Genomic DNA, 26190 nt, shown 5'->3' with positions numbered 1-26190 from the left:
GTAACGTAGGACGCTGAACGCCGGAGGAACAATTCAAAATGTTCCGATCGAGACCTGTTCGATAGTATCTCCATCTTCCTCGGTGGGCGTATCCGGTCGATCTATGTCTTCGAGTGCTTCAGCGCAGATATCGAGTGGACACGTTCCGTAGTGGCCTTCGTCGACAGCGAGGCGGTCACGCTTTCCGTGCGGATGAACGAAATTACCGGCGTGCCCCGACGGGCGCTTGCACTTCGTGCCGATAGGAGCGCTACACGATGGGCACCCTACCTCAAGCACGGGATCGCGGAGCCACGTTCGATCACAGCCGTCGCGATTGCAGGAGATGGTCATGCGAACTCGTCGAAACCAGCCTGGGAGGTATCACTCGGGTCGAGCGTGACATCGAGGTTCGGTGCGGGTGTTGATTCTTCGGGTGTCGGTTCCGGGTCGACGTCCAGCTCAGATTCGGTGTCCGGTTCCTCTTGTGCGGCGCCGGCGTCGGTGTCGTCGTCGACGAGGGATACACCGAAGAATCGGGCGAGGACGCGGTCACGCTCGCTCGTGTCGAGTTCTCGTACAGGATGGTCGCCCCCTATGAGTTGGGCAGTACTGATGAACCACACCCGGTGGGCGTCGAGTTTCAAGGCGTCACCGAGGAGGACGTACCCGGTCATATCGTTGAGCACGAAGTTGAGAACGGCCATCTTCGCGCAGAGAGGATCTTTGTCGTATCCGAGATAGACGGCTGGAGCCTTTGGTGCGAGGTCCCGGAATCGATGGGCACTGTCGACGATGAGTCGACCGCTCCCGCACCCAGAGACATCACCGATAACGAGCGGCCCCTCCGGCGTTGCCTCACGGATACTGTTGGCATCAGGGAGGTTCATCTGGGCCATCGCTCGGCTCACTGCTCCGGGCGTGAAGTACTGGGCGAAATGCTCGCTTGTCAGACCGTAGTGCTCGTAGACGCCGCCGAGGACATCTTCTCGTGTTTCCTCCATCGCAAGGACGAGACCCCCGAGGGCGTTGGCGTGCAGCGTCGCGATTTCTCGAATCGTCTCCTCGTTGCGACCATCATCTCGATATCGATCAAGAGGTTTCTGATAAGCGTCTTCGTCGCCGGAGAAGCTGGCGACCGCCATACTGATCCAATCTGAGAAGACTTGATAGGGAGATTCGCCCGTCTGCTGACTGATGTCGTCAAGCGGGTCAGTGACGTGTTCGCGGTGTTCGGGGTCAAAGAGTGTCGTCATGGCGACGGGTGACCTCTCGCTGTTTGCGGCTGGTGAGAAACGGCAATTTCGGGACTAACGAATCGACGAGCGCGGTGAGGGACGTGGATACCCCGGGTGAGAGGGATGAATATTGAGTCGTGGTCGCCGCAGACGATGCTCGCGAGAAGTTCGTGTTTACACATCACGCGGAAGGGAGCGGATTGCTTGTACGGGCACGAACAGGTGAGGGCGTCCCCCCACGGGATGAATGGGTACTGGCTCCCGCTGTCGTATTCTCCGACAAGGACGGGTGCGGGGAGTTCGATACCGTAGTCAGCGAGAGCCACTGGTTCGTCGGTGTTCGCGTGTGAGAGCGCAGATTCGTGGAGGACGTACACCGAGTCGAGGTCATGTTCTCGGGCGATTGCGTCGGAGTTGGTGTCGTCGTCGACGAGGACCATCCCTACGAAGGTGTTGTGCTCGAGGAGGTGGTTGGCGTCGGGGGTGGGTCCAATGCACTTCTCGATCAGCGACCCATAGGACGACTCCTTGAGGATCTGGCGGAGATTCGCGCCGGGGATGAGTTCCTGATACCACTTCTCCCGGTCCTTACGCACCTTACGGACGGCTTCGTGAGGGTCGGATTGCTCACTAGCTTCACGGATACGTGCGGCAAGGTAGGCAGGTGCGTCGACCAGAACAGTGTCATCGTCGGCGTGTTCGTAGAACATCTCCTCTTCGCGAATCCATACATCACACGATGCTTCGGCGTAATCGAGGCCCCTCGGCTTCTGTTTTACCCCTCGCCAGGGATGGGTTGCGGGAGTCTCGGCCTTGTACGACCAGGGATTGTAGTCTCCGAGGAGCTGGTCGCGACGAATAGCCCCACCGAACATGAAATCAAGGCGAATCTGGTGTTCGATGGGTTCGACGTTCGGTGGATCGCGATCAACTTCGTAGTCGTAGTCACGGTCCATGTGGGCGAGTGCGCCTGGTGGCAACGCTAGGTGGGGCACACTGCCGTCGGCTGAGTGGATGGTTCGACAGGACATGATTGACGAAGGACGGAGTGCGGACGCAGGTCGTCTGCTGGACGCCCCGCTACCGACGCGGGGGGCGACAAATTGGCTCAGATGACATCCTCGGAATAAGAGTTACACGCTAATCCTACTTCCGCGGTTTAGCAGGTCGCCGTTTTGGGCCGGTTTCGCGTAGTATAGAGAGGGTCTCTCTGTAGCGTCTGTGTCGTTTGAGCGGTGGTAGGCTCCCACGCCGGCTCCACAGTGAAACGCTCCAATCCGTGATGTATTCCCAGGTAGTCAATCAAAACCGACAGACAGCACCGCCTCTCTGGAGATCGTGCTACTCGTTCAGATTAAACCGCGGAAGTAAGACTAATCAAGAACCGATTATTTCGTCCAAGTCCTCAACAAGGCCTACCCTTTGCCTATCCTTGACAGACACTTCGTGACGAACACCGTAGTCGTGGGGGCCACCGTAATCACCGTAATAGACACGCTTCAGATTCTCCCGGTATAACGGGTCTGTCCGTTTTCCAGTGAGATTCTCACTCAAACAGTGCAGCATCAACTTGCTATACATCCATTGGAGCGATCCTTTGTCGTATTCCCGTAGGTCAAGCAAACATAGAAAAATGGTTTCGGTGATATAATCCATGAACTGAAGGGGGATTTCCTCGGTCGTGAGGATCTCCTCATGACATGAGATGAGAATAATCACCGTCATTTCCGGAATGTTTCTCTCCATTCTCATCGTGCTAATATTTCCTAACCGAATGTGATCCCCCACCTCAGCGGGTTCTCGTTGTTTTTCTTCAGCATCTGATTCATTTTCCGTTTCTACCTGTTCTTTATTCTCACCAGACTCATCATCCGAGTCTTCTTCTTCATCTGACGGGGGTTCAGTTTCCGAGCTATCGGTAACCGAACTAACTTCAAGGACAAAAGGCGGTCCATTCAGATCACTCTTAGTATCCGGCTTGAGTTCTTCCTCCAGCATCTTGATCCACTCCCGCATGTTTCGGACAATCTCATATAGGAAACGAGAGTAATCATTCGGCCACTCTGCATCCGGATCACTGTACTCTGTTATTTCGTAATTTCGGCAGATTTCACGAGTGAACGACTCATAATAAGACAGCCACACATGCCAATCAACTTCTTGATCAAAAGCTTCTCTCACCATCACGTCGAAAAACTGGATCCCGACATATACTGGATCTTGGAAGATATAGTCGTCCCGGATACGAGTATCTGTGAGACGCCGATCATGATACTTGTCGAACTCCCCCCTTCGCTGTTCCCGAATAATCTCTTGAGTTCGATCTCCTATCGGTTTATACACGTTCAGGTCCTCCGCCCGTTCGAAATCTGAGAACAAAGCATAAATGAGTCTGTTATTTTCTTTAAGATTGTACCGGTACAAATCCTCCATCTCTGTATTCTGTTCGAGATCGCGGTATAGAAGAGTGTTCTCTGTCTCAAGTTGTGCTTGTAAATACCGATGCACAACATCCTGTCGGGGGACGTTTTCTAGTGAGTCATCACAAAGTATTTTGAGTCCCAATTCCGAAGCAAGATCGGAATACAACTCGCTAAAATCTGGATCAAGCAGAAGGGTTTCACTATACTCTGACGCGTTTTCCGCCGTGTTATCCACTCGGTATCGCAACCTCGCCACATAGTACCTGAGCAAGCGTGATTTCTGCTGGATTCGTTCACTCCAATCTTCTACCGTGCTGCTCACCCTGTCTCGTAAGTTCGTCCAACGAAACCGGAGGGTTCGTCTCGTCTCCCGAACCAGTCGTCTCCGCGCCTTAGGTAGTTCCTCTTTTTCTTCCTCTTCGTCCTCACCTTCGTCTTCCTCCTGTTCAAGATCCTCCTTGTGATCCTCGTCTACTTCAACGAAGAGCGAAGATACCGTCATCAGCGATTCTGGATGAACAGGACTGGAAGAATGATTTATTAACGGTCGATAATTGTCTTGAAGAAGATTAACTAATGTCGTGTACTCTTCTCGATTGTAAAGATCACGTAGAATTTCCAGTAGGTTATCTTCGTTACGAATCCGAACATTTGGCTTGATGAACAATATCGCAATCGGGATGACAATTAGGAGTACAGCAATCAGCTGGACAGATTCAACGTAGAGCAGCGTAATCGTAGTTGACCAGTCAAGGAAACTGACATCAAGAGTGTTCTGTTCCTTACTCTGAACGAGGACAGAGACCCAATAAGTTGTGATAATCAATATAAACATTAGTCCGATAAAACCGAGTCTGCCCTTCGTCCACAAACTGTATCGAACTCGTAGCTGTCGATGCTTCGGAAGTATTGGGTAGATCGCAGCGAGAGCGGCAAGAAGGGTGAAAACTAGCAGCTCGGCCATTATTTCCAGTAGCGATTATCAACCTGTTAAATGTTCCTTCATATGCTACACTACTATCGGCGTGTGCAAGATACGCACGATATATTTGTAGTGGTATTCGGCAAGCTGGATCTATTAGTCACAGAGCGATAATAACAGTGATATTATGAAATCTTCTGCTAACCATTATCACAACCCGGCTAGCAGGCTCGCGAACTGGTCGAGTCTGTCGTCGAGACGCTCGGGTGTGTAAACGGCTTCCTGACGTTCGTAGTACTGCGAGAGTTCGGAGGCGCTGTCAGAGAGCGACCCGGGCTGGCAATCGGTCGCGATAGTGAGCGAACACACGGGGGCGTGCGACCGCCGGATCTGGTCGATGACATCGTCCGTCGAGGAGGGGTTGTCATCCGTCACAGTGATTATCAGCGGCTCGTCGCGTTGTGCTTCGACGAGTTCACGGGCGAGGCTAACCGCATCCGCGAGGGGCGTCCCGCCACCACACGTCGTGTCAAGAAGATTCGCCTGGACGTGGCGCGTTTCTATGCTGAATGGCTTCACGAGACGTGCCTCGCCACGGTAGAAGTCAGTGATGGCGACGCGAATCCCGAGGTTCTCGGCGGCGAGTGCGAACCGGGCAAGGGCTTGCGTTGCGATCTCGATCTTCGGCGGTGACCCCCGCCGCATCGATCCAGAACGATCGAGGATGAGGACGAGCGCGTACTGCTTTTCGTCCCCAAGGGTTCGGGATTTGCACACGCGGGGGTCGCCGATTACGAGACGGTGGCCGGCTCGGGAATCGTACGCCCCGGAAGAAAGTCCACGTCTCACGTTTTTGCGGCGGTCGAGTCGAAGGTACATTTCGAGGGTGTCTGCGACCCGATCCGCCCCGTCTTCGATAGCGCCCCACTCGCGATTGAGGGCGAGATCGTCGCTGATGGGAAGGATATCGAGATCCTCAAGAGTTCCAAGAGCGCCCTGCTGCCCACCCTCTCCGTTGTTCTGATCTTCCCCGTTCTGTGCTTGCTGGCGAGCGGAGCGTTCAAGCTGGTCAGCAAGCGCGGAGAGTTCTTCCTCGAGGGCCTGTTCGTCGATACCTTCGCGCTCGGATTCACCGTGGGCAGCGCGTTCGTCTCCGGCAAGGGCATTCTCGTAGGTGGCTTCGTCTTCGTCGGGCGACCTCGTCGAACTCTCGGCATGGGCAGGTCCTTCCAGGATGTCTTGCCCCGATTCAGAGTCTGATTCTGCTTCGGGTTCTGAACCGGACTCCGATTCCGAACGTACGTCGGTGTCGGTGTCTCCCGGCGCGCTGCTGCTCGCCGTCTCGAGCGTCGGGGTATCCGCTTGGTCCGACTGGCATGCCTCATCTAATCCGTCCGAGGAGTGCTCGTCGTCGGTCTCGCCTTCGCTCGTATCGGGATTTGTGCCCTCGTGATTATCCTGGGAATCGCCGCCGAATTTCCCGAGAGTGAGCTGGTTCTGGTTCTGTTGCTGAGTGTCGATGGAACTCGAAGCGGCGGACCTCGGGACGTCACCCATGTCCTCCTCGGGTGATGGTGACTTCGACGGCGCTTCTGTCTCGGTGTTCGTCTTCTGGCCTGGATTCCCACTCTGTTGTTCCTGCTCGCGTTGTCGGGCACGGTCAGCGGCCTGCGCGATGGCTTGAGCCCGACTCAACGGTTCGGATTCTGACTCGGCCTGTCCATCATTCTCTCCCCCCGCCTTGTCTTTGACATCTCCCTCACCATCACTGTCGCCTCCCGTGTCCTGAGCGGCGTCAGTTCTCTCCTCGTCGGCTTCTGCGTCACCTACGTCTTTACCATCGCGGTGGTGCCGCTGTGCGCCCTCGCCAGTGCTGGGGGCCTGCTCGTCGTTCTGTTCGTCCTCTTCCCCATGATTGTCGATCTCGCCGACGTCGGTGGGGCTGGGATCGTCCGTGACCGGCGGTTGTTCGAAGACGTTTTGATGGGGGTCACTCGTTGCTTCCCGCGATAGCGAGACGTCGGTCGGATCGAAGTCTTCGGGGAGTTGTGTTGGGGGCTGGGTCTGTGACAGCCGCTGTGAATCCCCATCTGTACTAGCGCCCTCTTCAGCGTCCTGTAGCCCTTCGTTTCTACTGGAACTGTCGTCGCCTGCACCAGAGTTTGATGGCGTTTCCGGCAGTTCTGCGGCCTCGTCACTCCCATCCCCGCTGGACTGGTCTTGATACCCGCCTTCGTTCTCACCACCGACCTGTTGGTTGACCTGGACGTCCTGTTCCTGCTCTTCTTCGTCCTCTTTGTCGGCCTCGAGGACGGGCTGAATGTGGTCGGTCCATGTCTGGATGACTCGTCGCGCTCGACGGATCGAGGCGGTCTTGTCGTGGTTGTGAGTGATGTCTGATCGGTCGGCGCTCCGAATCGCGTGTACGTCGTCAGACAGCGTACACAGTTCTGTGTGGATCGCCTCGAACGCATCCCGATCCGCATCACTCTTGAATTGTATGCGAGAATCGTTTTCGTCGAGAAGAACATCGGTCGTTCCCGTCGGATAGATGGCTTCGTCGTACAGACAACTCGTCACAGCGTCCCAGAACGAGTAGCGAATTTCCTCACCGTCTGGGATGTCCTCGGGCGTCTGCGAGTGGAGCCGTCGAGTGAGTTCGAGCCGAATTCCGGCGTTATCGCTGAAATTCTCGCCGTGGATGGCTTCGGACTCGATAGCGCCATCCTCGACGATGTTGATGAGGTCGTGAACCTGGGCATGGTATTTGACATCGACCTCGGTCTCGAGGAGTTCTGATATCGCTGTGATGGCTGTCTTGAGTATGTGGAGCAGTTCGTGAAAGGCAAGGCCGAACTGGTGGGCGTGGTCGGCGGTGAGCTGGTCGTTGAGCGGGATGCGGGTGAGGTCGGCCTCGGTCCCAGTCACCATCACCAGGTAATCGGCGTCGACGCCGGCGAGCAACTGTTCGGCCTGAGCGCGTTCGATTTCGGTCGCATCTGAAGAGACGATGGCATCGACATCGACGGGGAGAACGGCAGCGGTCTGGACGCTGGAGGAAATGACGACGTCGACGGTCAGACCCCTTGGCAGGTGACCGAGGATGAACTCTCGGAGACGGTCGGCCCGCTGCGGAGAAATTCGCGATATCACAGCGGCGTTGGGTTTGAGATCGTCGACGATCTGGTGGTGTTGAATTGACATGGTTGGAACAGGACGGAGGCCGGGACGGGCGAGTAATGGACAGAGTGTGCAGCCCCTCGTCGTCACGGGGGCGCACAAACGAGCGCTGCTGGTTCCTCTAGAGGTAGTCATTCAGCGTTTCGTAGGCGTCCTCGGGGTACTGGTTTGGTTCGGCAACTCCCCAGAGCACCCCCTTGACGGCGGCCTTCGGGTACACTCCGTCTTCGATGTGTTCACAGAGGATCGTGAGATTCCGCGTCGAGAGCGTGGGCCAGGACTCGTTCTCTCGGGTCTGGTGGGCGAACTGGACGATTTTCTTGAGCGTCGGTCGGTCCACGACGGGGTCGTTGCTGTTCGCCTGCCTATCGAGTGTCTCCACTTCTTCCTCGATCTCCTGAATGTAGGGCTGCTCGAACGAACGGAAGCGGCCTCTCGTTGCCGAGTTCATCGGCTCCGAATCCCGGTACTCGCGTGTCGGCGGGTTCATAGTGATGACCATTCGAGCCGACGGGTGCGGCTCGACGAGTTCACCGTGGCTCTTCACCAGGAGTGTCCCCTCGTTCAAGAGCCGGTGTAATGCGATGGCAGCGCCGGCCTGCATGACGGGAAACTCGTTGATGACGATCGTATCGCCGTTCAGAAGACCCTGTTTCACGGCGCCGTTTCGGGGAACGATGACGTCGCCATCGGGAACGAGCGGGCCGAAAAGATCCTCGGGTTCGGTCGCTCGGTCGACATCGATGGACTGGTACCCCCGGTTCGTCTTGTGGCACAAATACTTGATGAGATAGTTCTTCCCCGACCCACGCGGCCCGACCACCCGAATCGGGACGAGGCCACGAGCGAGTTTCTTCGCGATGAGTTCATCGAGGGGGACCTGGAAGCGTGGGTCGATGGGGACGGCTGGTGGGACGACCTCGCCGTTGTCGTCGACCGGGAGCGCGTCATAGGCTGCGTCGGGGTGAGTCGCGGTCTTCGGGACGCTCGGGTAGTCGGGATCGTCGAGGAGGTGCAGGCCTGTGGTGACAGGACTCCCGGCGTTGCGGCCGATATCGGAAACGTACATCCCTCGCTCGTCGTCGGGCTCCCACCCCTCGGAACGGTACAGGGGTTCTCCGACGGAATCCGTGACAAGCGAGAGGTCGGTGACGCGAGCGGCGGCCCGTTCGGTGTCGGGATCGATCCGTTGGCCGTAGTAGGTGGCAGCGGTCTTTGCGAGGCGGAGTCCAACGGGGACGTGCGTGCGGGCCTCTTTGAGGAGGTTCTCGGCACGGCTCTCGGTGAGCGTACTGGTGAGGCTGGCGATGTCGTCGATGCTGGCGTCCGCGAGCGATGCGAAGTCGTCGTAGCCGGCGTCATAGAGCGCGTCATTAATCGAATCGGTGACGACGCTGATCACGCGGAAGTCGACGTCAGTGTCTTGCTGGAGTTCGCCGAAGGCGTCGGTGATTACCTTCGGTTCCGTCCCCTGTGGTGAGACGCCGGTAATGGTGGCGTTCCCGCCCGAGGAGCGATCTAGCGTGTAGATGCCGGCGTCAGCCCCTTCATCGATAAGATCTGCGGCATCTTGATCGGAAAGGTCGGCATAGTCGGACACCCGCAGTGCCACCCGCTCAACGGGGACGTTGCCTCCTTCACGCTGGAGGAGTCGATTTACGAGATGTGAGAGGACAACCTGGCCTTCGGGAATGGTGTCGCCACTTGCGGTGGATGCTGAGGACATGATTTTCTGGCAATCGAGGCGTTCTATCTGGGTCTTTCCAGCCCCTTCACCTGTCGGGGGGCGACAAAAATGGCGTTCCACCGTCAGAGAGCGTGCAACGGTCGGTTTCTAGAATCGAATTCCGAATAGAGAGACGAGGCACGGCTCTCGATTATTACTCCATTCGTCTAATTGTTGAAAGAGTGGTTATTTAGAGAATTGATATCTGTTCTCGACGGTATCCGCGAAATCGAACGCCTTGACTAACTGAACGTGATTCTCGTAGCTGTGTTGAGAGAGTGCTCGCTCAATCCCACGGAATGCGGCTCTGTCGTTCGTGTAGATCGCTATCGAGTTTGTGAGTCCGTCTTCCAAGAGCGTAGCAGCCGCCCCACCTACTTCTGCATCGGCTTGCTCTATCGTATGCTCGGGACGCTCGGTTGCGGCGGAGATATAGTGTCGAACCATATCCATCGTGGCTGAAACGACGGGGTTCGAGTAATCAACTTCATCCAAGACCTGCACCCAGCCGGATTCTATCGCATCGTCAATTGGAGGTTGGTCGTAGGGATAGGACTCTGGCGTGAGTTCTTCGTATACTCGCTGCGGGGCCAAGAGAACGATATCGTGTTCGGTCACTGCTCGCTCAAGCAGGTCAATCGTCTCGTGGCGCTCGAAGCGAATGAAGAGATTCGTGTCAATGAGGTGGCTCTCGACATCGGGAAAGAGGTGTTCCGGCACGGTTACTACTCGCCGATTTGCTCGTCTACGTCTGCATCCAACGCCTCGATATCGATTTCCGTCGAAATCTCGTCCTCTACATCAAGGAGGATTTCCTGGAGTTCCTGGAGGATTGTTTCGGCTTCGAGGACGGGGATCTCCTGCTCTCGAGCCATGATCCGGGCAGTCATCTCCGATTTCGTGTAGGCCCGAGCGTATTCGATTGCCGTCGCCAGACCACTGACTCCGTGGCGTTCGATGTAGAGTTCGATATTGTCGTTCGAGTCGTGTTGAGCCAAGGCGACGAGGAGTGTCGGGGTGATTTGAAACGTCTCCTTCCCCGTCTGAATGGTCATATCGACCCATCGAGCGCGGTAACGATGTGGCTGAGAGTCCGTCACGCGCTCGAGGACGCCAATCTCGACGAGGTGCTTGACATCCTCATAGACCGTGGTTTTGGAACTCGCAGAACGGCTTGCGAGTTCCTCTACAGTGGGAGTGTCGAGGTCGAGTACCCGAGCGTACAAACGGGCCAATCGGTCGTTCTGGATCACGTCAGAGACGGCCAGCATCGTATCCAGCGGGTGCGAATTCGAGAGAGCAGATTTGGCCATGTATTTTAATTTTCGCGGAATGCATAAAGTTATGTCGGTGAGTTTTGTTCACGGCGAATCAGAAGATGTCACCGAGTCGTCTTTGAACCCGATCCTGCACCCGGTGTGCTTGCTGATCCGAGAGGTCGGCCTCGGTATCGACGCTGATGCCCGGGATATCGACGATGTCCTCGAGGGAGTCACTGAGCGTCTGCTGGTTCTCGGGGAGGACGCGTTGGGAGTCATCGTCCGTCCGGTGGTCGTGCTCTTGCATCGCGAGTTGGATCATCATCGCCGGCGTTCTGAACAACTCACCAGCGACCTCGAGGTACTCCTGGTACGTGTCCGAGGCCATCGACCCCTCGTATTCCTCCAACACGGAGATGAGCAATGAGAGCTGGAGGTTGAACACGGTTGGTCGTGTGGAGGGGTTGGCGATCGAGGTCGCCCTGTCAGCGGCCCGCTCTGCGTATTTGAACGCAATCCCCCAGTAGGTGTAGCAGTCTTCGACGGAGAATGGGAGGTCCTCGAAGTCGTAAGCGATGGCCCGCGTCCGACGGATGGCGGTATCGACCTCGATCATCCGAGTATCGATATCGTCGTAGATGGAGCGCCACCACTCGCTGATCGGAACACGCCCCTGACTACGTTCGTGATCGGCATTCGTGGCTTTCCCATAGTGCCGTCGTGTGTACCGCTCACCCATATCCGGGAGAACGGTTCCGCTGTCGGGGAAGAAGAGGATGGGTCGCGCCCAGAGCGTTTGCGTGCCACGGAAGTCGTAGCCGGTCTGGAAGCCGCCGTAAATGACGGTCTCCGGGTTGTTTTCGTTGTCTTCTCCATCGGAGTCGCTGTCGTTACTGACGGCGCTGGTAATGCCGTCTTCGTCGATTGTGTTCTCGAGGTCCTCCTTGTCGCCGGACACGACGTTGCGAAGGCTCGGGCAGATGACGACCATCTTGAGCAAACCGCCCCAGTCACGGTAGGACACCCACCCGAAGGGATTGGTTTCACCACGCTGCTGGAGCGCACTGATGATCGGGAGATACGCCTCCTGTGGGTTGATGATGGAGTACGAATCCGAAGCGATCTGCCACCGGAATTTTACATCGTAGCCGAGCGCGTTCAACGCCTTTCGGCGGTCGTCGACGATGTCCTGGTGGTCATGGACACGCACGACTGCGTCCGCATCGCTCGAGGCGGCAAGGTCTGCGATCGAACTTCCGGTATAGGATTCGAGTGCGTCGACGTCGAGACCATGCACACGGCGGATGGCGGCAGTGTCGACACGCCCGGATGTCTCGACGAAATCGTTGTTCGCCCAGAGTTCACCGGAGCTCGCCTTCGGGAGGGCTTGGATTGCTTCCTTAAACGAGCGGGAGTTCGCTGCCGAACACCGGGTTTCCGGTGGAACTTCATCGGGATATTCCCGGGAGTCGTTCTCAGTGAGGCCGACGAATTTTCGGTCTGTCTCTCGGGTTAGGAGATCGGCAAGCGGAAGGGGCGGGCGGTCGGTATCGGTGCGACTGGCGCTAGTATCGTTCTCGTCCCCACTGGTGTTCTCGGTCTCGTTCTCGTTCGAGTCGGAGCCGGGGGAGCGAGGCTGGCTGGAACTGGATTTGGATTCTGTTGACATGGGTGAGTCCTCGGTATCGAAAATGCCGCGGGAGTACGCACACGGCTGGGAGTGAACGGAGAACACGCAGAGACTCGACGGCCGATCCCGTATCATGGGAGTTTGCCGCACAGTACTACAGCTACGAAGGGGAGTGGAGCGTGGAGAACCGCTAGAGCCGAGAGGAGAAAGATGGGGGGGTGGTGGAGAGCCCGAACAGAATCCGTCCCGGTGGTCGTCAATCGACGCGCGGAACGCTTGGAGTGTTCTGTTTGGACATCCGATCCCCCTACCGAACAGGGGGGAACAAACAGGTGAGAGGGAAGCCGAGTCGGTCGGGCTGCTGTGGGTTACTCGTCTGCCTCACTAAGAGTACTTGTGAACGTCTGCTGGGCGGTGTCGCCCCGAGTGTTGGACATCTCCGAGAGCGACATTTCACGGCTGTCGTGCTCGGGGATGTGCTCTGTACCGCCGAAGTACTGGACGAAGCCGGGGCGAGCGTTACGGATTTTCTTCGCGGATGCGTCGCTGATGCCCGCGAGCTGGGAGTGATTGCGCCCATAGCAGACCCAGGCTGCGAGTTCGCCCATCGAGTCGAACTGCTTGACGACCGTACTGCGGGCGTTCGAGGGAATGTCGAGGCCTTGAATTCGATAAAGTGTCCCCGAAGCGACGGCGTCGCTGGCGGGATCTTCCTCACCGCTCCAGATGGCTTTCAGCCGTCGAAGGTTCTCGCGACGGTTCCCCGACTGCCACAGAACCTCCGCGTACTTCTCGGCGAGAGCGATCTCCGCGGCGTACGTGATGGACTCGAGGTCGGCATCCTCGAGATCGGGAACGTCTTCGGGGCCGGGGGCGGTGTTTTCGGGGTAGTCGCGACCGTCGATGGCCTCGACGTACTCATCTGAGCGGTAGTCTTGACGTTTGATTTCCCAGGTATCGTCGGTTAGTTCACGCCGGACGAAGTTCTCCGCGAATAGGTGGTAGTGTTCGACAGCGTAGTCCACGCCTTTGAGCGGGGCGAGGAGTGCGATAGCGAGTTGACTGGCCTTCTCGTCAGAGGCGTCAGGTCCCCAGTCGAATCCGCCGGGAGCGAGTCGGTGGACGAACAGATGCTTGTCGAGCAGGTTATCGCCAGCGTGGACGAAGTTTCCGCCAACGCCTCGTTCGCCTTGGTACGGTTCGTTCTTCCATTTCGTTTTTCGCGAGTAATCGGTTTTTTTTGGCATGAGAGTAAGTCTGAAGGTGGGTTATCCATCAGCGGATTGGTGGGACTGCGACGGGTCCGAGGCGGGTCGTGCCTCGGTCGATGGTGTGGGACTCGGTTGTGATTGCTCTAGCACTACTTCTGGGGGTTAATTCGGCAGGCTGATTGTGGCAGCTGAAGAAGTAGTGCGATGAACGAACTTGCACACGATCACGGGGACGCGGCAGGCTTTCTCAGACAGTACCAGGCGTGTTTCGCCACGAGAGCCGACGGCTCTTCGTGGCCAAACTGGGAGACGACATGGCGCCGTGGGACGCAGTATTTTCGCGGACTCATCCGACCCGGGAGCAACAAATCTATCGCAGGGATTGCAAGCATGGTAGACATCAAACAGGAGAAACTCGAACGATTCGTCCGAGAGAGCGCCTGGAAGTACAAAAATGTCGAGGAACACCTCCGACAGACAGCGCCCGAGGCGGCTCAGGGAGCCGCCTCTGCGCTCATCCTCGATGGGATGGGAATTCCCAAAAAGGGACACGACAGCGTCGGTGTAGGCCGTCAATGGTGCGGTGCAACTGGCAAAATGGACAACTGCCAGGTGACGGTCAATCTCACCCTCGCCTCACCGGGACAGCACCGCAACGCAGACCAGATCAGTTGGCCACTCGGGATGCGGCTGTACACGCCCAAGAAGTGGATCGGCGACAACTCGTCCATCTACGATAGCATCCAAGAACAGCAGCAGTACGCTAAACGGCGGAAAGAAGCCGGGATTCCTAACGATATAGAGTACCAGCCCAAACACAAAATCGGCGGTGATCTGGTCGAAGAGGCCGCTGACAGCGGCCTTGACTTTGGCTGTGTTCTCGGTGACAGTAACTTCGGGAAATCTACCCAACTCCGCCGCAGACTCCGGGCCGAAGCGATTCCCTACGCGCTGGAGCTTGTGCCATCGAAGTTTCCGGTCATTGACGAAGAGACACCACTGCAAGAAGAGTCTGAATCGGGGTCAGATGACCCCGATGAGACTCGCTGGGAGATCTCAGAGGACGAAGAGATCTTCTCACCAGAAGATCTCGCCCAAGAGGTCGAAGACACCGACACTGAGCGGGAATGGGAACACATCCACTGGGCAGAAGGAACCAAAGAAACGCTGAGCGGGGAGTTCTACCGCACGCGTGTACGTGTTGTCACCGATAGGGCAAATCGTGAAGTTGGCGAAGAAACTGGCTGGTTGCTGATCGAGAAAACAACCGATGACGATGAGGACGACTCAACGGTGAGTGTCAAGGCATGGATCTGCTGGAATCTCGATGAGTCCTCGCTCGAAGAATTGGTTCAATGGACACACCTCCGGTGGTCCATTGAACGCTTCCACGAAGACATCAAACAGCATCTTGGAGCTGATGAATTTCAGGGACGATCCTGGGACGGATTCCATCGCCATCTTGCGGTTGTGATGTTAGCTCACGCGTTCATTGCAACACACCGCCTGGAGGCTGGTCAAGATCTCTCGTCGTTCGAGGTGGTAATGCAGCGGATCGTCCGCGAAGCGGCGATCCAGCAACTGATGGAGAATCTGAACTTCGACCGAGAGACGGCGACCGACGCCGCTGAGGAGATGTTGCAGGGATTCACTGACTGGCGCATCCCTGATCTGTAAGCTGGCAGCCAACGCAGTGACTGCCGCTTGCGAGCGGCAGCACTGCTCACAGAGAGCCACTGTGAAGTGTTCCCTCGGATTTTGATCGCTTCGAGCATACGTCTCTCTCAAACGAGAGTCAGAACGTCAAATCTCAGATGGAATCTCGCTAAACCGTAACAGATTCCGACGAGTTGGGCGTCACTCGTCGATACTCAACTCCAGGTTTCCTCGTCTCCGGTCTAAACCCCAGAAGTAGTGCTAGGTTGGTCGGAGACGAATGGTGAACCTGCCCCGAGGTCAAGCCTCGGGGCTTCCTGCTTCTACGACGCGCTTTGCATTCACCCGCGAAGGAGTGAACGTAGGGAGCGCAGTCTCCACAGGCGTTGATTCGGAGCGTCCCGCCCCTAACTGCTTGCAACCGCGTGAAAGGATGTTCTTCGCCGCATTTAGATCCCGGTCCTCCTCGTGACCACACGCCGGACACGAGTGCTGCCGAACCCAAATCGGCTTGTCCGTTTTGACACCACACCGCGAGCATTCCTTGGTCGTCCCTGCCGAGTCTACCTTCACGACGTGCGTGCCGTGCAACTCTCCTTTGTACTCTAAGAGCGTCAAGAACCGCGACCACGACGCATCCTGTTTGTTCTTGGCCGATTGAGACGTTTCCATCATCGGCTTCACGTCGAGGTCTTCGACAGCCACCATGTCGTACTCCCGAACCAGCCACGTCGTCAACTTGTGCTGGAAGTCCAGCACCACCCGCTTGATACGACGCTTCGCCTTGGCGACCTTCTGACGCTGTTTCTCCCAGTTGTTCGACCCATACTCTTTCCGGTCGAGTTTCCGCTGTTCGCGTGCGTAGCGATCGTACTCGTCGGAGAGGTCGAGCGTGTCCACAGCGAGGTTGTCGCTGGTGTGGATATACGACTGGATGCCGAGGTCCACGCCTACCCAGTCGGCTGGAGACAGGTCGTCGGGATTCGGTTTCTCGGGGAGGCTGTCGTCCGGGCGTTCGGTGACGAGACAGGCGAACCATTCGCCCGTCACCTCCTTTTTGAGAACGACGCGCTTGATGCTCTCGGTCGGCGGCAGGTCGCGGTGTGCGCGAATCTGAATAGTGCCGATTTTGGAGAGTCGGAGTGACACGTATCCGTCGCGGCCCGTGGTGTGATTCACGTCGTAGCCTTCGGACTGATACGCGACCGATCGCCGCTCTCCGCTCCCCTGCCATTTGAGCCGTCCAGTTTTACAGCCCTTGTACCGCTTTTCTCGGAGGATCTTGATGTTCTTGTGAACTTCAGAGATGGTTTGTTGGGCGGCATGTGCGGACACGTCCTTGAACACGGGCCACCGCTGTTTCCAGTCGGTGAGTTTGTTGTGCTGATCGAAAGAACTCGGACGGTTGCCCGGTTCGTGGGAGTAGTAGTCGCGGACGGCGTGGTTGCGGATCTGCCGGTGAAGTTCTATGTGACGCCACGCTTCGCTGGCGGTTTCCTCATCAGGGCAGGCGCGACAGCGAAGCGTGACGTTCATAGGTGTTACTCCAGCCGTTCGACGGTGAGTTTGACTCTATCCCCGGATTCGATGCCGAGTGTTTCTCGGACTTCTTCGGGGATGGTGACTTGCCCCCGGTCGCGGACGGTGGGGTAACATTCCATCTCTGTCTGATCCATACTGATTTAATCGTACCCAATCCAATTAATGACGCCGATTCGGTGGGCCTGTGGGCCGGGCGAAACTCATCGTCGGTTGGTTGGCTATAGTCGGGATTCACCCTCGTCAAGCCCCGAGGCACTCTCCCTTGATTTCTGTAGATGAGGTACTCGTCGTCATCGGCAAGTTCCTCGAGAACGCAGGACGCACAGCCCGCGTAGTCGTCTAGCCAGCTGTCGAGTCTATAGAGTGAGTTCGTCTCCCAGCGACAGTACGGACACTTCCGCTGGGTTTCAGTTCTCGTATCGATAATCGAGAGAGGAGCCGCGTAGCGTCCAGGAGCCATCGATCGAGTAACTACCCAAGAGCCAAATCGCTGCTCGTGGTCGGGTCAGTCCCGGTATGTGCCCCAACGGTGGTCTCGTCGTTTGCTCCGTCAGGACTGAGATCGAGGCAGTGTTCGCCGATGGCGGTCTCCGGTTCGTCCGGGTGGAATACCCGGATAGTGAGTGCATCCTCGGAACGATCGACAGAAACGATGAACGTCTCGCCAAGCCGTATATCTGCATAGGTATCGCCGTCGCTGAGGGAGGTTAGCGAAGTCATTAGTTGGACCGGATTCGTGGGGCAATCATCGAGAGAATCTCGCACTCGCCGTCTGCAAACTCGTATTCGATCATCATTGGAAAGTCAGTCCCGAAGGTGATGCTGATTGCAGCGTTCTTCGGGAATTTCCGGGAGATGTCCTTAACGTAGTCAAGCGAAAACAGCGCCTCCGCGTCGACGGCGGTCAGCTCGGTATACTCCTCCTCCGTAAGTTCCAGGGACACGTCGTCGGTGTCGCCTTGGGCTTCGATGAAGACGGCCTGCTCGGTCTCGTCACAACGGATTTGGATGTGGTCGGAGACCATATCAGCTGCTTTCACCCCCCGCCTGATCTGCGATTCATCGACAGTGAACGACGCGGGGAGATCCATGTCCGGAATTTCGGGTTCCGACCTGATGCTGTCGGGGTCGATACACGCCATCGTGAACTCGACGCCATCGATGTAGATGACGAGTTTGAACGTATTCGTGTCGAACGAGAGTTCGACGAGATCATTCTTCTTCGCGAGTTTTAGGACCCCCTCGAGACGTTCGAGATTGAGGCCCAGAACACCCTCGGAGGCGTCGTAGGACTCGAAAGCCCCTGCGGACAGCACACCGTCGTCCATCGCGACGTTTGCGGGATCGACCGCACGGACCTGAATGCCATCAGGCTCAACATTGAACTTCGCCTCGTCGACGATGGCGCGAAGCGTACCGACGAACTCCTTGATGTCACCGCCCATGATGGCGGCCTGGAACTGGCTCGGCGGTCCGGTGCTGACATCGGCCTCTTCTTCTGCGTCTTCCTCGACGTCCTCGTCGGCTTCACCGTCGGTGTTGGATTCTTGCTCCGGTTCAGAATCTGGTTCCGATTCCAGATCTGGTTCGGGCTCGCCTTTGGGTTGGGTATTTTCAGCGGTTTCTGCGGTGGTCGCGTCGTCGACGTCCATCTCAGATTCTACGTCTGAGGATCCGTCGTCGGGTGTGGTCGCTGGCTGTGCGTCCGCGCTTTCGGATTCGGTGTTGGTACTCATGTTTGAGTGGAGTCGTGGTCGCGATACTGTCGGTGATCGAGCTGCTCACGAAGGGAGAAAATCGAACCAATAATAGTAATAATAACGGTAATACCGTTATGAACGGTAACCGTCATGAACTCTTCTACCTCCCCCCATCCCCGTGGGGAGGGCAAAACCGAGCATGATGGTCGTGACCTCGGTCACTCGGGGAAGTCGATAACGTCGGGGTTGGTCGAAAGCTCCCTGGCGACGCGGTCGAGTTCGACATCGTCGAGAGTGATTTTGATGAGCGCCTCGAGTGCATCGTCGTAGGCTTGCTGTACTTCACTCTGATTCGAGGCAGCGTCGAGGCGCTGCTGGAGTGCGGTCTGGAAGCGATTCGCTGCACGGTGGCGTGCGAGTGAGCCCATTTCGAGTTCCCCCACCGTCTCGGGGTGCGACAAACACGGGGGGTCGCAGGTGCCGCGTCCCGAGTGCTAGTCCTACGTAACGATTCGATGGTGTGATTAGGACTGTTACGTAGGATATGGGGGTGTCATCCAATCCGTCTCGTCGCCTACCACCGTTCCACAGGCTAACGAGAAATGGTCGAGGTTGCCGTCCGGATCGGGAAGTTCTCCGTCATCGGCAAGGCCTTGGAGCTCCCTCCAGAGCTTGCGAATCGTTGTCGGGGTCGTGTAGCCTTCCTCGGCAAGAGTTTGTTGGGTAAGTCGGAGGTTGCTTTGCCCACTCTCTTTGAAGGCGTGATAGAGACAGGCAACGGCGACGCCGTTCGGTTGCCGGCCGTTCGCGAGGACACCCACAGCGTTCGATCTGGAGAGCTGGTAGGCACGGCGTTCGAGACGAGGGGAGGCATCAACGGCACTCGCGAGTCGTGGGATGTAGTCCTGCGGGAGTGGTGGAGGCGTTGCGAGCTCAAGATCTTGATTTAGGCACTTGTAGTCCTGATTGATTTCTTTAATATCGACACGAGCGACTTCACCAATCTCTTTGAGCGTGCGTGGCAGGCGTTCGAGACGGCAAGCAGCGTACACACAGGCACTCGCCATACCTTCGACGGAGTTGCCGGCGAGCATCCCTTCTGCGCTAACCTCGCGGTAGAGGTCAGCGGCGCGGTCGTGGATAGAGCCGGAGAGTTCGAGCGCACTGACGAGGCGAGCGATTTCGCCGAGGCCGGTGCGGAGCGAGCGGTCGCGACTCGAGCCGGTTTTCGATCGACTATCCCACTTACGGAGTCGACGGAAACGCCGTTTGGTCTGACGCGACAGCGGGCGGTCGTACCCGTCACTGTTATATCCGATCTCCGTCGGGAGCCCCTTATGATGGAGGCGATGTGTGGTGGGAGCGCCGCCACGTTCGGGTTCACGGCCGTCCCCAGTATCGACCCAGCGAAGGCGCCGATCGAGGATGTCACGGAAGAGTACGAGGCCACATTCCCCACAGTAGGTTTCCTCCTCGTCAATGACGAGGTACTCGTCGGTTGCGCACTCAGGACACTGTATTTCATCGGTCGATTCCGAGTCCGTGGCTTTCGACTGCTCGTCTTCGGAGGCAGTCTCGCTGGAAAATGACTGAGTCTGCTGCTGGTTCTGCCTGAGGCGCGTCGAGACGGGAGTGGGAGACCCCGACCCGGCGGAAGACGAGCCGGTACTATGGGTCGTAGTGTCAGTGTTCTCGAGGGCATCTTGAGACATATGGAACGGGGGTGTAGACCCCCCAGTTCCTCCGGGGGAAGACAAACTGAAGGCGAGGAATCTGGTCGTAAGCAACCGAAGAGCACGATTCACGGTCCTTCGAGTTCGCTGTGTTCGTGTTCACTCATCGACGTCATCCCCGGAGGAGCGTGTCTGGCGGTGCTCACCGATCGGGATTAGTGGCTCGTCTATCCGAAGGATGAACATCCCCTCACTAGTAGTGATGACGTCGTCGGCGGGGGTCGGCTCATCGCGAGGGTAGTGCTCGATCTCGTTGCCGAGCAGGATACGGTGGGTGTCCGAGTCGTGGACGCGCAACTGGCGTTCGTAGCCATCGTCAACGTGGGGGCCGGCGAGGGCGAGGACGAACCACCCCGAGTCGGGTGAGCCTCGCGTGGCTTCGAGAACACGATAGACACGGCCGGTGTCCTCGTCAAGGAAGTACACAGTCGGCGGGTTCTCGCGGTCGATATCGTGGGCTTTCGAGAGCGTCTGGAGAACGCACTCGTCGTCGAATTGATCGCGAAAATCAGCGAACGTATCGGGAGCAGTGCCTGTGTCAGTATTCGTTTTGTTCGCACTTGAGTCTGTATTTGCGTCTGGGTCAGTGTTCTGGGTCATGGGTTCGGGAGATTGCATAGTTTCGGCTCTTGGTCATCCGGGTGGCCCGTGCGCGGATTCGAGAATCCCGAGGATGTCTGGGTCGTGCTTGTCGTGGAAGGCATCGAGGACATCCCACTGCCACTGGAAGTGACCAGGATCGCCGAATTGGTTGACGCCGAGGCCCTGCGTACGGGCGAAGTGTTCGAGGTCGATACAACGGATAGAAGAGACATCACCACCCTCACCAGGCGGAACGTTGGCGGCTTCGGGAAGCGGGGTCTCGATCCAAGCGTCGAAACACGCGTCGTTCGAGGACGTGACTACGACACCGTCGGTCGCCCCAGCGAAGAGTTCGGTGGTGATTCGACCGAGATTCTGGTACACACCAGCGGGAATTGCGAGGAGGTTGCGATCGTGGTCGATGGTAGCGTCAGTGCGGATCTCCCGGGGGTGACCTCGGACGAGCCACTGCTCGTCGTCGTTGAGCCAAGCGCCTCGCCTGAGGCGTTCGATGGCGGCGTCAAGGTGGTCGTGCGTGCGGTACTGGAGGTAGCCGGAGATTCGCGCGTAGAAGCTCATGCTGGATGGGGGATAGGAGATGGAGGCGAGTTGCGGCGAGCGTCGTGGCGAAAGATTCGAGCCGACTGCTCATCCCAACTGGATATGGTCAATTTCTCCATCGGGATCGACGCGGTACTGGTAGCCGACGTGGGGGAATCGACATTTCTCGTAGCCGACGGTCTGGATGACAAAGGGCTCGGTGAGGAACGGCGAGAGTTCGCGAAGGAAGTCCTCGGTGTGCTCACCGGCGTAGTCCCAGAGGAGTTCCTCGGTTTCGTCGTTGATGACGACCTCGCGTTCGTCTTCATCGAGATTGTCGTCGAGGCCCTCGAGAACGGCCTCGCGAACGGTCGGCCGATGCGTCGGGGAGAACGAGGCATATCCGTAGAGCGTGAGGTGCGGCGGGTCTGCCTCACCGGTATCGGGATCGCGTTCGGGAACCGCAATCTTCACCGTGATGTCGTCGAATGAGCCCGTGCCGATGAGCCATTCGTCGAGAAACTCGCGGAGTTCATCGACCTGAGTGGGGTCGATAGTCGGTGCGTTCGAGACGGTGCTGAGCTGGAGTGTAGCCATTTCGTGTTGAACCCTCCACCATTTCAGGGGAGCACAAACGGGGGGGTCAATAGTTCTGTCACAGTACCCTTAGCCGTCACTAATTTTTTGACTATCGGCTTGCCTCGCGTCGATATCGAACCGATCTATCCACCGCGCGACGATGGTCGCACCGCAGCCGCGGTGTTCACCGATTGCCTCTCCGGAGAGAGATTTCTCCCAGTGTAGTTCGTACAGGAGATTCGGATTGCGTCACGGGGCCTCAGAGTAGTCGTGAGACCGGGGTTCGATTCTATGCCGTCTCAACCAGGAGAGTGCCGTGTTCTGCGCACAGCCCATCCGCTTTTCGGCGACTTGTTCGACAGAGAGGGAGTTCTCGGCGCAGAGTTCGCATAAATACTGCTCATCACCGGAGATCGGGTTGCGAATGATTTTTTGCGACTACGCTCGTCTCAGGTACGATTCCACACAAAGCTTACACCGAAACATAACTCTACAGCCAGTTGGAGGGGAATTGTCACACGCTCCCTTCCTTCTCCTGATAACCTACGATACTCCGAAACACGGGCAATGTCCGGAGTGTGATGAGAACATTTCTGCTGCACACGTCTTGGTTGAATATGGAGGGTGTCATAGAACGGTTACCACACCAAAGAGCAGGGTCTATGCTGAGGTGGTATGAGCTCAGCGACCCTGCAAGATGATCCTTCGGTAGAGTCGTTCTTCAATGTCGCGGAGACCGAGACGTTAGCGTTGTTTGAGCATCTCTCCTTCGAGTTTCTCGCAGAGTTCGACGTGTTCGCCCCGGCGGAGACGGGGCGAACACGAGAGCATGAGCCACCAGAACTGATGCGTGGATTCCTCCATTGCTATTACCACGACACCTACGGCATTCGTCCGATCGAACGAGAGCTACAGAACACGTTCGTCTGGCTTGGCTGTGGATTCGATCGACCGCCGTCGAGAGACGCGGTCGATCGGTTCCTCACCGACCTCGAACACGTTGTTGACGATGTTTTCGACCACCTCGTCGAGCAGGCCGCCTGCCGCGGCCTGCTCGACTTGACGTATTGCATCGATTCAACGGATGTGAGGGCGATGCCTGCCGATCAAGACGCCTCGAAGTGCTACGATCCAACGGCCGAAGAGTACTACCACGGATACGGCTGCACGATCATTTCGACCGGGCAAAAGATCCCGATTGCAGCCGAGTTCACCGAGAGCAAACAAGCGCCAGAAGAGACGGCGATGCGCGTCACGCGTGACGCGCTCGCCGTCGCCAAACCGATGTGGATGGTCGGTGACAGCGCCTACGACACGCTCGACTGGCACGACCACCTGCTGGCCGCAGGGGTCGTGCCAGTCGCCCCGTACAACGCGCGAAACACCGACGATCCAAAAGACATCGAGTACAGGGTCGAAGACCGCATCGACGAACACAGCGAGGACGTTCAGCTGAAGCAATCGACGCTAGACGAGACGTACAACCGCCGGACAGGAGTCGAACGAACCAACGAATCAGTAAAGGACTGCGGCCTCGGGCGTGCGTTCGCCCGAGGCCGCGTCCACGCACGAGCGCAGGTATTCCTCGCGCTGTGTTTGCGTCTCGTCGTCGCTATCACCAACTACGAACGCGGAGACAATCCGGGAAGTACCGTGATCACGGTGTGAGAACTCTTCTATGACACCCTCTGAATATGAGTAAAACAACGGAACGACTGGTATCTGGGCAGAGTGTCCCATCTGCGACGATGTCGTGAGTCCCGAGTGAATTCTGAGCAACGACACGACAGCAGAGTCAAGTGTTCTGCACTATTACGCTGCCAGGAGGCCGACTAATGAAGATTTCTGAAGAACTCCAATGTCTGTTTTCAGCTTCGATTGAGGAACAGGACGGGTCGTACGTGATCGACGTTCCAGAGCGCGAGCTACAACTGGGTGATCTACAGCAAGGAGAAACATATCGCGTCGCACTCGTGTCTTCCCCGACACAGAGCGAGCCAGAACAGAGCGAACAGGCTGAAACGGGATCACAGTCCCAGCGTGAGCCACAGGAACCACCAGTTGAGGAAAGTGAGACTCGAGAAGTCGAGATTGAGGACATCGGCGAACAGGGTGATGGCATCACTCGGGTCGAACGTGGTTTCGTCGTGATCGTCCCGGATACGAAAGAGAGTGAGCGAGTCAAAATTGAGATTACCGATGTACGGCAAAACGTCGCTTTCGCCGAGGTCGTCGAACGGTTGAGTTACTACGAGTAATTCCTCGATTTTCGGTGCGAGAAGAGGACGAACAGACACTCGCAGTTATTGTACGAATAGGTTGTCCGTAGAGTCAAACTGCACTTACAGCTCAGGGAAGGTGGATTTCGGCGGGGAGGAACGAACGACGGAGTGGGGCGGGGTGAAAGCCCTCCCGAGAGAGTTGTGCGACCACGTTAGAAAGTGTGGCCGGGAGTGAACGGAGGTGTTCCTACTTGGGCTTACTCCTCAAACCTGGCGTTTGCGACGGCAGCGGCGATTTCTGCCTCCTCAACCGTCGCTTCCTTGGTGACGCCGTCTTCATCTACGCTGACGTCGTCGTTCTGGTTCTCGGTCGTGGTCTCACTATTGGATCTGTCCGACCGGTGGTCCATGTCCATTCCGAGGTCCTCACGAGCGTCGTTGACGGCCTCCCGATAGTTATCGAGGTCGAGACTGTCGCCGTACTGCTCGCGGCTCATCGCGGCGAACTCGCTGTCACTATCGGGGAAGGCGTCGAGTCGGGCTTCGGTACATTCGATGGTCTCGGAAACCCACTGATCACGGGTTTCATTATCGACGCGGGTGGTGGTCTCGGGCCGGAGCGAGACGTACGTCTCGCCATCGCTCTCGAACGCGGATGGCTTCGCGGTCACAGCGACGTACGCCGGGGGTTCGAGGCTGGAGAGGAGCGCAGCGGCCTGGGGCTGGTACTGCCCGGCGTAGACGAACATCGTGCCCGTAGGGTCGACCACGCGAGCCTGCAAGTATTCGTCCTCGTTCCCGACGTCGTTGACTTCGGTTATCGTGCCGACGAGGAAGTATCGGTTGGCGACCTCGCCCGACGGAAGCAGCGCGAAGTTCGGGGCTCGTTCCTCATCAGACTGTTTGAAGACGTGGGTAGCGTCGTTGATTTCGGCGGCGAAGGCACGCTTCGCTACCTGGCGGCCGTGCCAACCGCTGTCGTTGTTCTCGGTATCGGTGCTACTGCTGGATGATTTTGAGTTGGATTCGCTCATGAAGTGCTGAGTGACGGTTGTGGAGTCAGAAATCGTGCTACCCGGGTAGCGTTCTGGTGCGGATTCGAGATTACCCGTGTTGTTCTGCCTCGTTCACGAGCAGATATCGACCGACGATAGAGCCTTCCACCTGGTAGTATCGGCCCACGAGCGCGTCGATAAGGGCGTCCTCGACAACGCTGGTATCGAGAGCGTCCATCGCCTGCTCGATCGCCTCATTGAGCGTGATACCCGCGATGGCCTCGGTCGCTTCGCGGTCGAAGATTGCGTACTGGACGGTCTCACCGTCGTCGAAGACCGCTTTGATGCGAAGGTCGAATTCCCCTTCAACGTCGCCGTGTTCTGCACACCGACCATTCTGGAGGACGCGCGTGCAGTCCTCGTCGGGACACCGCTTGATGAGTCCCGACCCGGACTGGATTGCAACCATCGGGACAGAGAGTTGAACATCTTCGATATCGGCTCTAACGTCGATGTCGCCGTCGACGGGTTCGATGGTCGAGCGCGAGTTGAGGTTGATGCTGTATCGCCCCTGGTACTCGCTGGTGATGACGTTCGAGAGCTTGTAGACGCTACCCTCTTCGAGGGCGGGGAGTTCGGCCTTCGTCCATTTGGTGAACTTGAGGCGACCGCTCTCGTCGCCGATGAGCCCGACCTGGTCGATGCTGTCGTGGGTGGGGTCCCAGAGTTCGACGATTTTTACGGTCACGTCCACCCACTGCTCGTGCTGGTTGATTGAGGCGAGGGTGACGTCGCCGGCGCTCTGGCCAGGGAACTCGAGGTCATCGTATTCGAGGCCGAACACGTCGCGATAGTGGCTGACCGCGGCGCGGCGGGCCTCGTCAAGAGGAACCTTGTACTGGTTGGTCATCTTCTCGAGACGGCTCGCGATTTCCTTTTCGCTAGGAAGGTCGCCATCAAGGTCGTCTGGGAACTGTTCGAGGATGCCGGTTGCAGCCTCCGAGAGGTCTGTGTCGGAGACAGTTACGGCTAGTTCTGCGGATTTTGTGTTGCTTGACATTTTCTGGAAGTGG

Annotated in this window: 25 protein-coding genes and 1 pseudogene; 5 read left to right on the top strand and 21 right to left on the bottom strand. The window is 57.4% G+C overall.

Features of this window, described 5'->3' with window-relative positions; translation table 11 throughout:
• Window positions 1-33: 33 nt before the first annotated feature.
• The 10 genes from DP106_RS05045 to DP106_RS05000 form a co-directional block, all read right to left on the bottom strand.
• On the bottom strand, window positions 34-333 hold the full coding sequence (locus DP106_RS05045; RefSeq protein WP_120083825.1) for a zinc finger domain-containing protein: 300 nt from the start codon (window positions 331-333) through the stop codon (window positions 34-36).
• Window positions 330-1235 carry an N-6 DNA methylase gene (locus tag DP106_RS05040; protein ID WP_120083824.1) on the bottom strand — a complete coding sequence of 302 codons (906 nt, stop codon included), beginning with the start codon at window positions 1233-1235 and terminating at the stop codon, window positions 330-332. The genes DP106_RS05045 and DP106_RS05040 overlap by 4 nt, the downstream gene beginning before the upstream one ends.
• On the bottom strand, window positions 1232-2173 hold the full coding sequence (locus DP106_RS05035; RefSeq protein WP_120083822.1) for a hypothetical protein: 942 nt from the start codon (window positions 2171-2173) through the stop codon (window positions 1232-1234). The genes DP106_RS05040 and DP106_RS05035 overlap by 4 nt, the downstream gene beginning before the upstream one ends.
• 421 nt (window positions 2174-2594) lie before the next feature.
• Complete coding sequence (locus DP106_RS05030; protein ID WP_120083821.1) at window positions 2595-4604, bottom strand: hypothetical protein; 2010 nt, start codon at window positions 4602-4604, stop codon at window positions 2595-2597.
• A 168-nt stretch (window positions 4605-4772) separates the two neighbouring features.
• Entirely contained in the window at window positions 4773-7766 is a 2994-nt protein-coding gene (locus DP106_RS05025) for a VWA domain-containing protein (RefSeq protein ID WP_165857823.1), read from the bottom strand.
• Between the two features lie 97 nt (window positions 7767-7863).
• Window positions 7864-9468: an AAA family ATPase gene (locus DP106_RS05020; protein ID WP_205738883.1), complete on the bottom strand. Its 1605-nt coding sequence runs from the start codon at window positions 9466-9468 to the stop codon at window positions 7864-7866.
• 186 nt (window positions 9469-9654) lie between these two features.
• Window positions 9655-10188 (bottom strand): hypothetical protein, encoded by a 534-nt coding sequence (locus DP106_RS05015; RefSeq protein ID WP_120083819.1) that lies wholly within the window; start codon window positions 10186-10188, stop codon window positions 9655-9657.
• A 5-nt stretch (window positions 10189-10193) separates the two neighbouring features.
• Window positions 10194-10781, bottom strand: a complete 588-nt coding sequence (locus DP106_RS05010; protein WP_120083817.1) for a DUF7437 domain-containing protein — start codon at window positions 10779-10781, stop codon at window positions 10194-10196.
• A gap of 58 nt (window positions 10782-10839) precedes the next feature.
• Entirely contained in the window at window positions 10840-12396 is a 1557-nt protein-coding gene (locus DP106_RS05005) for a hypothetical protein (protein ID WP_120083816.1), read from the bottom strand.
• Window positions 12397-12725: 329 nt separating this feature from the next.
• Entirely contained in the window at window positions 12726-13604 is an 879-nt protein-coding gene (locus DP106_RS05000) for a DUF6166 domain-containing protein (protein WP_120083815.1), read from the bottom strand.
• 168 nt (window positions 13605-13772) lie between these two features.
• Between DP106_RS05000 and DP106_RS04995 the strand changes: the two genes are divergently transcribed.
• On the top strand, window positions 13773-15245 hold the full coding sequence (locus tag DP106_RS04995; RefSeq protein WP_120083814.1) for an IS701 family transposase: 1473 nt from the start codon (window positions 13773-13775) through the stop codon (window positions 15243-15245).
• 279 nt (window positions 15246-15524) lie between these two features.
• Here DP106_RS04995 and DP106_RS04990 read toward each other — a convergent pair whose 3' ends face one another.
• The 9 genes from DP106_RS04990 to DP106_RS04950 form a co-directional block, all read right to left on the bottom strand.
• The gene (locus tag DP106_RS04990; protein ID WP_120083813.1) at window positions 15525-16760 is read right to left on the bottom strand and encodes an RNA-guided endonuclease InsQ/TnpB family protein; all 1236 of its coding nucleotides are present in this window, start codon (window positions 16758-16760) and stop codon (window positions 15525-15527) included.
• Window positions 16761-16765: 5 nt separating this feature from the next.
• On the bottom strand, window positions 16766-16900 hold the full coding sequence (locus DP106_RS04985; protein WP_120083811.1) for an AbrB/MazE/SpoVT family DNA-binding domain-containing protein: 135 nt from the start codon (window positions 16898-16900) through the stop codon (window positions 16766-16768).
• Window positions 16901-17237: 337 nt separating this feature from the next.
• Window positions 17238-17486, bottom strand: a complete 249-nt coding sequence (locus DP106_RS04980) for a hypothetical protein (protein ID WP_120083810.1) — start codon at window positions 17484-17486, stop codon at window positions 17238-17240.
• A complete protein-coding gene (locus DP106_RS04975; protein WP_240625326.1) occupies window positions 17486-18502 on the bottom strand; it encodes a DNA polymerase sliding clamp in 1017 nt (338 codons plus the stop codon). Before DP106_RS04975 ends, DP106_RS04980 begins: the two co-directional genes overlap by 1 nt.
• A 182-nt stretch (window positions 18503-18684) precedes the next feature.
• Window positions 18685-18894, bottom strand: coding sequence for a hypothetical protein (locus DP106_RS04970; protein WP_112077698.1), 210 nt, complete (start codon window positions 18892-18894; stop codon window positions 18685-18687).
• 105 nt (window positions 18895-18999) lie between these two features.
• Entirely contained in the window at window positions 19000-20178 is a 1179-nt protein-coding gene (locus DP106_RS04965; protein WP_120083809.1) for a transcription initiation factor IIB, read from the bottom strand.
• A 120-nt stretch (window positions 20179-20298) separates the two neighbouring features.
• Window positions 20299-20799 (bottom strand): hypothetical protein, encoded by a 501-nt coding sequence (locus tag DP106_RS04960; protein ID WP_120083808.1) that lies wholly within the window; start codon window positions 20797-20799, stop codon window positions 20299-20301.
• A gap of 33 nt (window positions 20800-20832) precedes the next feature.
• Window positions 20833-21360 carry a hypothetical protein gene (locus DP106_RS04955; protein WP_112077701.1) on the bottom strand — a complete coding sequence of 176 codons (528 nt, stop codon included), beginning with the start codon at window positions 21358-21360 and terminating at the stop codon, window positions 20833-20835.
• 69 nt (window positions 21361-21429) lie between these two features.
• Window positions 21430-21918 (bottom strand): hypothetical protein, encoded by a 489-nt coding sequence (locus DP106_RS04950; RefSeq protein ID WP_120083806.1) that lies wholly within the window; start codon window positions 21916-21918, stop codon window positions 21430-21432.
• A gap of 406 nt (window positions 21919-22324) precedes the next feature.
• Here DP106_RS04950 and DP106_RS16640 point away from each other — a divergent pair, with 406 nt between their 5' ends.
• The 4 genes and pseudogenes from DP106_RS16640 to DP106_RS04940 all read left to right on the top strand — a co-directional run bounded on the left by DP106_RS16640 (window position 22325) and on the right by DP106_RS04940 (window position 24158).
• A complete protein-coding gene (locus DP106_RS16640; RefSeq protein ID WP_449405082.1) occupies window positions 22325-22579 on the top strand; it encodes a DUF7837 family putative zinc-binding protein in 255 nt (84 codons plus the stop codon).
• Entirely contained in the window at window positions 22576-23568 is a 993-nt protein-coding gene (locus DP106_RS04945) for a transposase (RefSeq protein WP_120083805.1), read from the top strand. The genes DP106_RS16640 and DP106_RS04945 overlap by 4 nt, the downstream gene beginning before the upstream one ends.
• A gap of 40 nt (window positions 23569-23608) precedes the next feature.
• A pseudogene (locus DP106_RS16635) lies at window positions 23609-23668 on the top strand (DUF7837 family putative zinc-binding protein); the annotation flags it as partial.
• A gap of 67 nt (window positions 23669-23735) precedes the next feature.
• On the top strand, window positions 23736-24158 hold the full coding sequence (locus tag DP106_RS04940; protein ID WP_112077703.1) for a TRAM domain-containing protein: 423 nt from the start codon (window positions 23736-23738) through the stop codon (window positions 24156-24158).
• A 221-nt stretch (window positions 24159-24379) separates the two neighbouring features.
• Here DP106_RS04940 and DP106_RS04935 read toward each other — a convergent pair whose 3' ends face one another.
• The gene (locus DP106_RS04935) at window positions 24380-25156 is read right to left on the bottom strand and encodes a DNA-binding protein (protein WP_240625325.1); all 777 of its coding nucleotides are present in this window, start codon (window positions 25154-25156) and stop codon (window positions 24380-24382) included.
• Window positions 25157-25226: 70 nt separating this feature from the next.
• Window positions 25227-26177 (bottom strand): replication factor A, encoded by a 951-nt coding sequence (locus DP106_RS04930; RefSeq protein ID WP_120083804.1) that lies wholly within the window; start codon window positions 26175-26177, stop codon window positions 25227-25229.
• Between the last annotated feature and the right edge of the window lie 13 nt (window positions 26178-26190).

This window comes from Halonotius pteroides, assembly GCF_003605635.1.
Lineage (GTDB): Archaea > Halobacteriota > Halobacteria > Halobacteriales > Haloferacaceae > Halonotius > Halonotius pteroides.
This window is presented reverse-complemented; position numbering and strand designations above follow the sequence as displayed.

Coding starts and splice junctions, on each gene's coding strand:
- DP106_RS04980 (WP_120083810.1), bottom strand. CDS start 17,486: ATGACTTCGCTAACCTCCCTCAGCGACGGCGATACCTATGCAGATATA.
- DP106_RS04945 (WP_120083805.1), top strand. CDS start 22,576: ATGAGCTCAGCGACCCTGCAAGATGATCCTTCGGTAGAGTCGTTCTTC.
- DP106_RS05000 (WP_120083815.1), bottom strand. CDS start 13,604: ATGCCAAAAAAAACCGATTACTCGCGAAAAACGAAATGGAAGAACGAA.
- DP106_RS04960 (WP_120083808.1), bottom strand. CDS start 20,799: ATGACCCAGAACACTGACCCAGACGCAAATACAGACTCAAGTGCGAAC.
- DP106_RS05035 (WP_120083822.1), bottom strand. CDS start 2,173: ATGGACCGTGACTACGACTACGAAGTTGATCGCGATCCACCGAACGTC.
- DP106_RS04975 (WP_240625326.1), bottom strand. CDS start 18,502: ATGAGTACCAACACCGAATCCGAAAGCGCGGACGCACAGCCAGCGACC.
- DP106_RS05020 (WP_205738883.1), bottom strand. CDS start 9,468: ATGTCCTCAGCATCCACCGCAAGTGGCGACACCATTCCCGAAGGCCAG.
- DP106_RS04995 (WP_120083814.1), top strand. CDS start 13,773: ATGAACGAACTTGCACACGATCACGGGGACGCGGCAGGCTTTCTCAGA.
- DP106_RS04955 (WP_112077701.1), bottom strand. CDS start 21,360: ATGAGCTTCTACGCGCGAATCTCCGGCTACCTCCAGTACCGCACGCAC.
- DP106_RS05005 (WP_120083816.1), bottom strand. CDS start 12,396: ATGTCAACAGAATCCAAATCCAGTTCCAGCCAGCCTCGCTCCCCCGGC.
- DP106_RS05030 (WP_120083821.1), bottom strand. CDS start 4,604: ATGGCCGAGCTGCTAGTTTTCACCCTTCTTGCCGCTCTCGCTGCGATC.
- DP106_RS05045 (WP_120083825.1), bottom strand. CDS start 333: ATGACCATCTCCTGCAATCGCGACGGCTGTGATCGAACGTGGCTCCGC.
- DP106_RS04950 (WP_120083806.1), bottom strand. CDS start 21,918: ATGGCTACACTCCAGCTCAGCACCGTCTCGAACGCACCGACTATCGAC.
- DP106_RS04970 (WP_112077698.1), bottom strand. CDS start 18,894: ATGGGCTCACTCGCACGCCACCGTGCAGCGAATCGCTTCCAGACCGCA.
- DP106_RS04990 (WP_120083813.1), bottom strand. CDS start 16,760: ATGAACGTCACGCTTCGCTGTCGCGCCTGCCCTGATGAGGAAACCGCC.
- DP106_RS05025 (WP_165857823.1), bottom strand. CDS start 7,766: ATGTCAATTCAACACCACCAGATCGTCGACGATCTCAAACCCAACGCC.
- DP106_RS04965 (WP_120083809.1), bottom strand. CDS start 20,178: ATGTCTCAAGATGCCCTCGAGAACACTGACACTACGACCCATAGTACC.
- DP106_RS04985 (WP_120083811.1), bottom strand. CDS start 16,900: ATGGATCAGACAGAGATGGAATGTTACCCCACCGTCCGCGACCGGGGG.
- DP106_RS16640 (WP_449405082.1), top strand. CDS start 22,325: ATGATTTTTTGCGACTACGCTCGTCTCAGGTACGATTCCACACAAAGC.
- DP106_RS05010 (WP_120083817.1), bottom strand. CDS start 10,781: ATGGCCAAATCTGCTCTCTCGAATTCGCACCCGCTGGATACGATGCTG.
- DP106_RS04940 (WP_112077703.1), top strand. CDS start 23,736: ATGAAGATTTCTGAAGAACTCCAATGTCTGTTTTCAGCTTCGATTGAG.
- DP106_RS04930 (WP_120083804.1), bottom strand. CDS start 26,177: ATGTCAAGCAACACAAAATCCGCAGAACTAGCCGTAACTGTCTCCGAC.
- DP106_RS05040 (WP_120083824.1), bottom strand. CDS start 1,235: ATGACGACACTCTTTGACCCCGAACACCGCGAACACGTCACTGACCCG.
- DP106_RS04935 (WP_240625325.1), bottom strand. CDS start 25,156: ATGAGCGAATCCAACTCAAAATCATCCAGCAGTAGCACCGATACCGAG.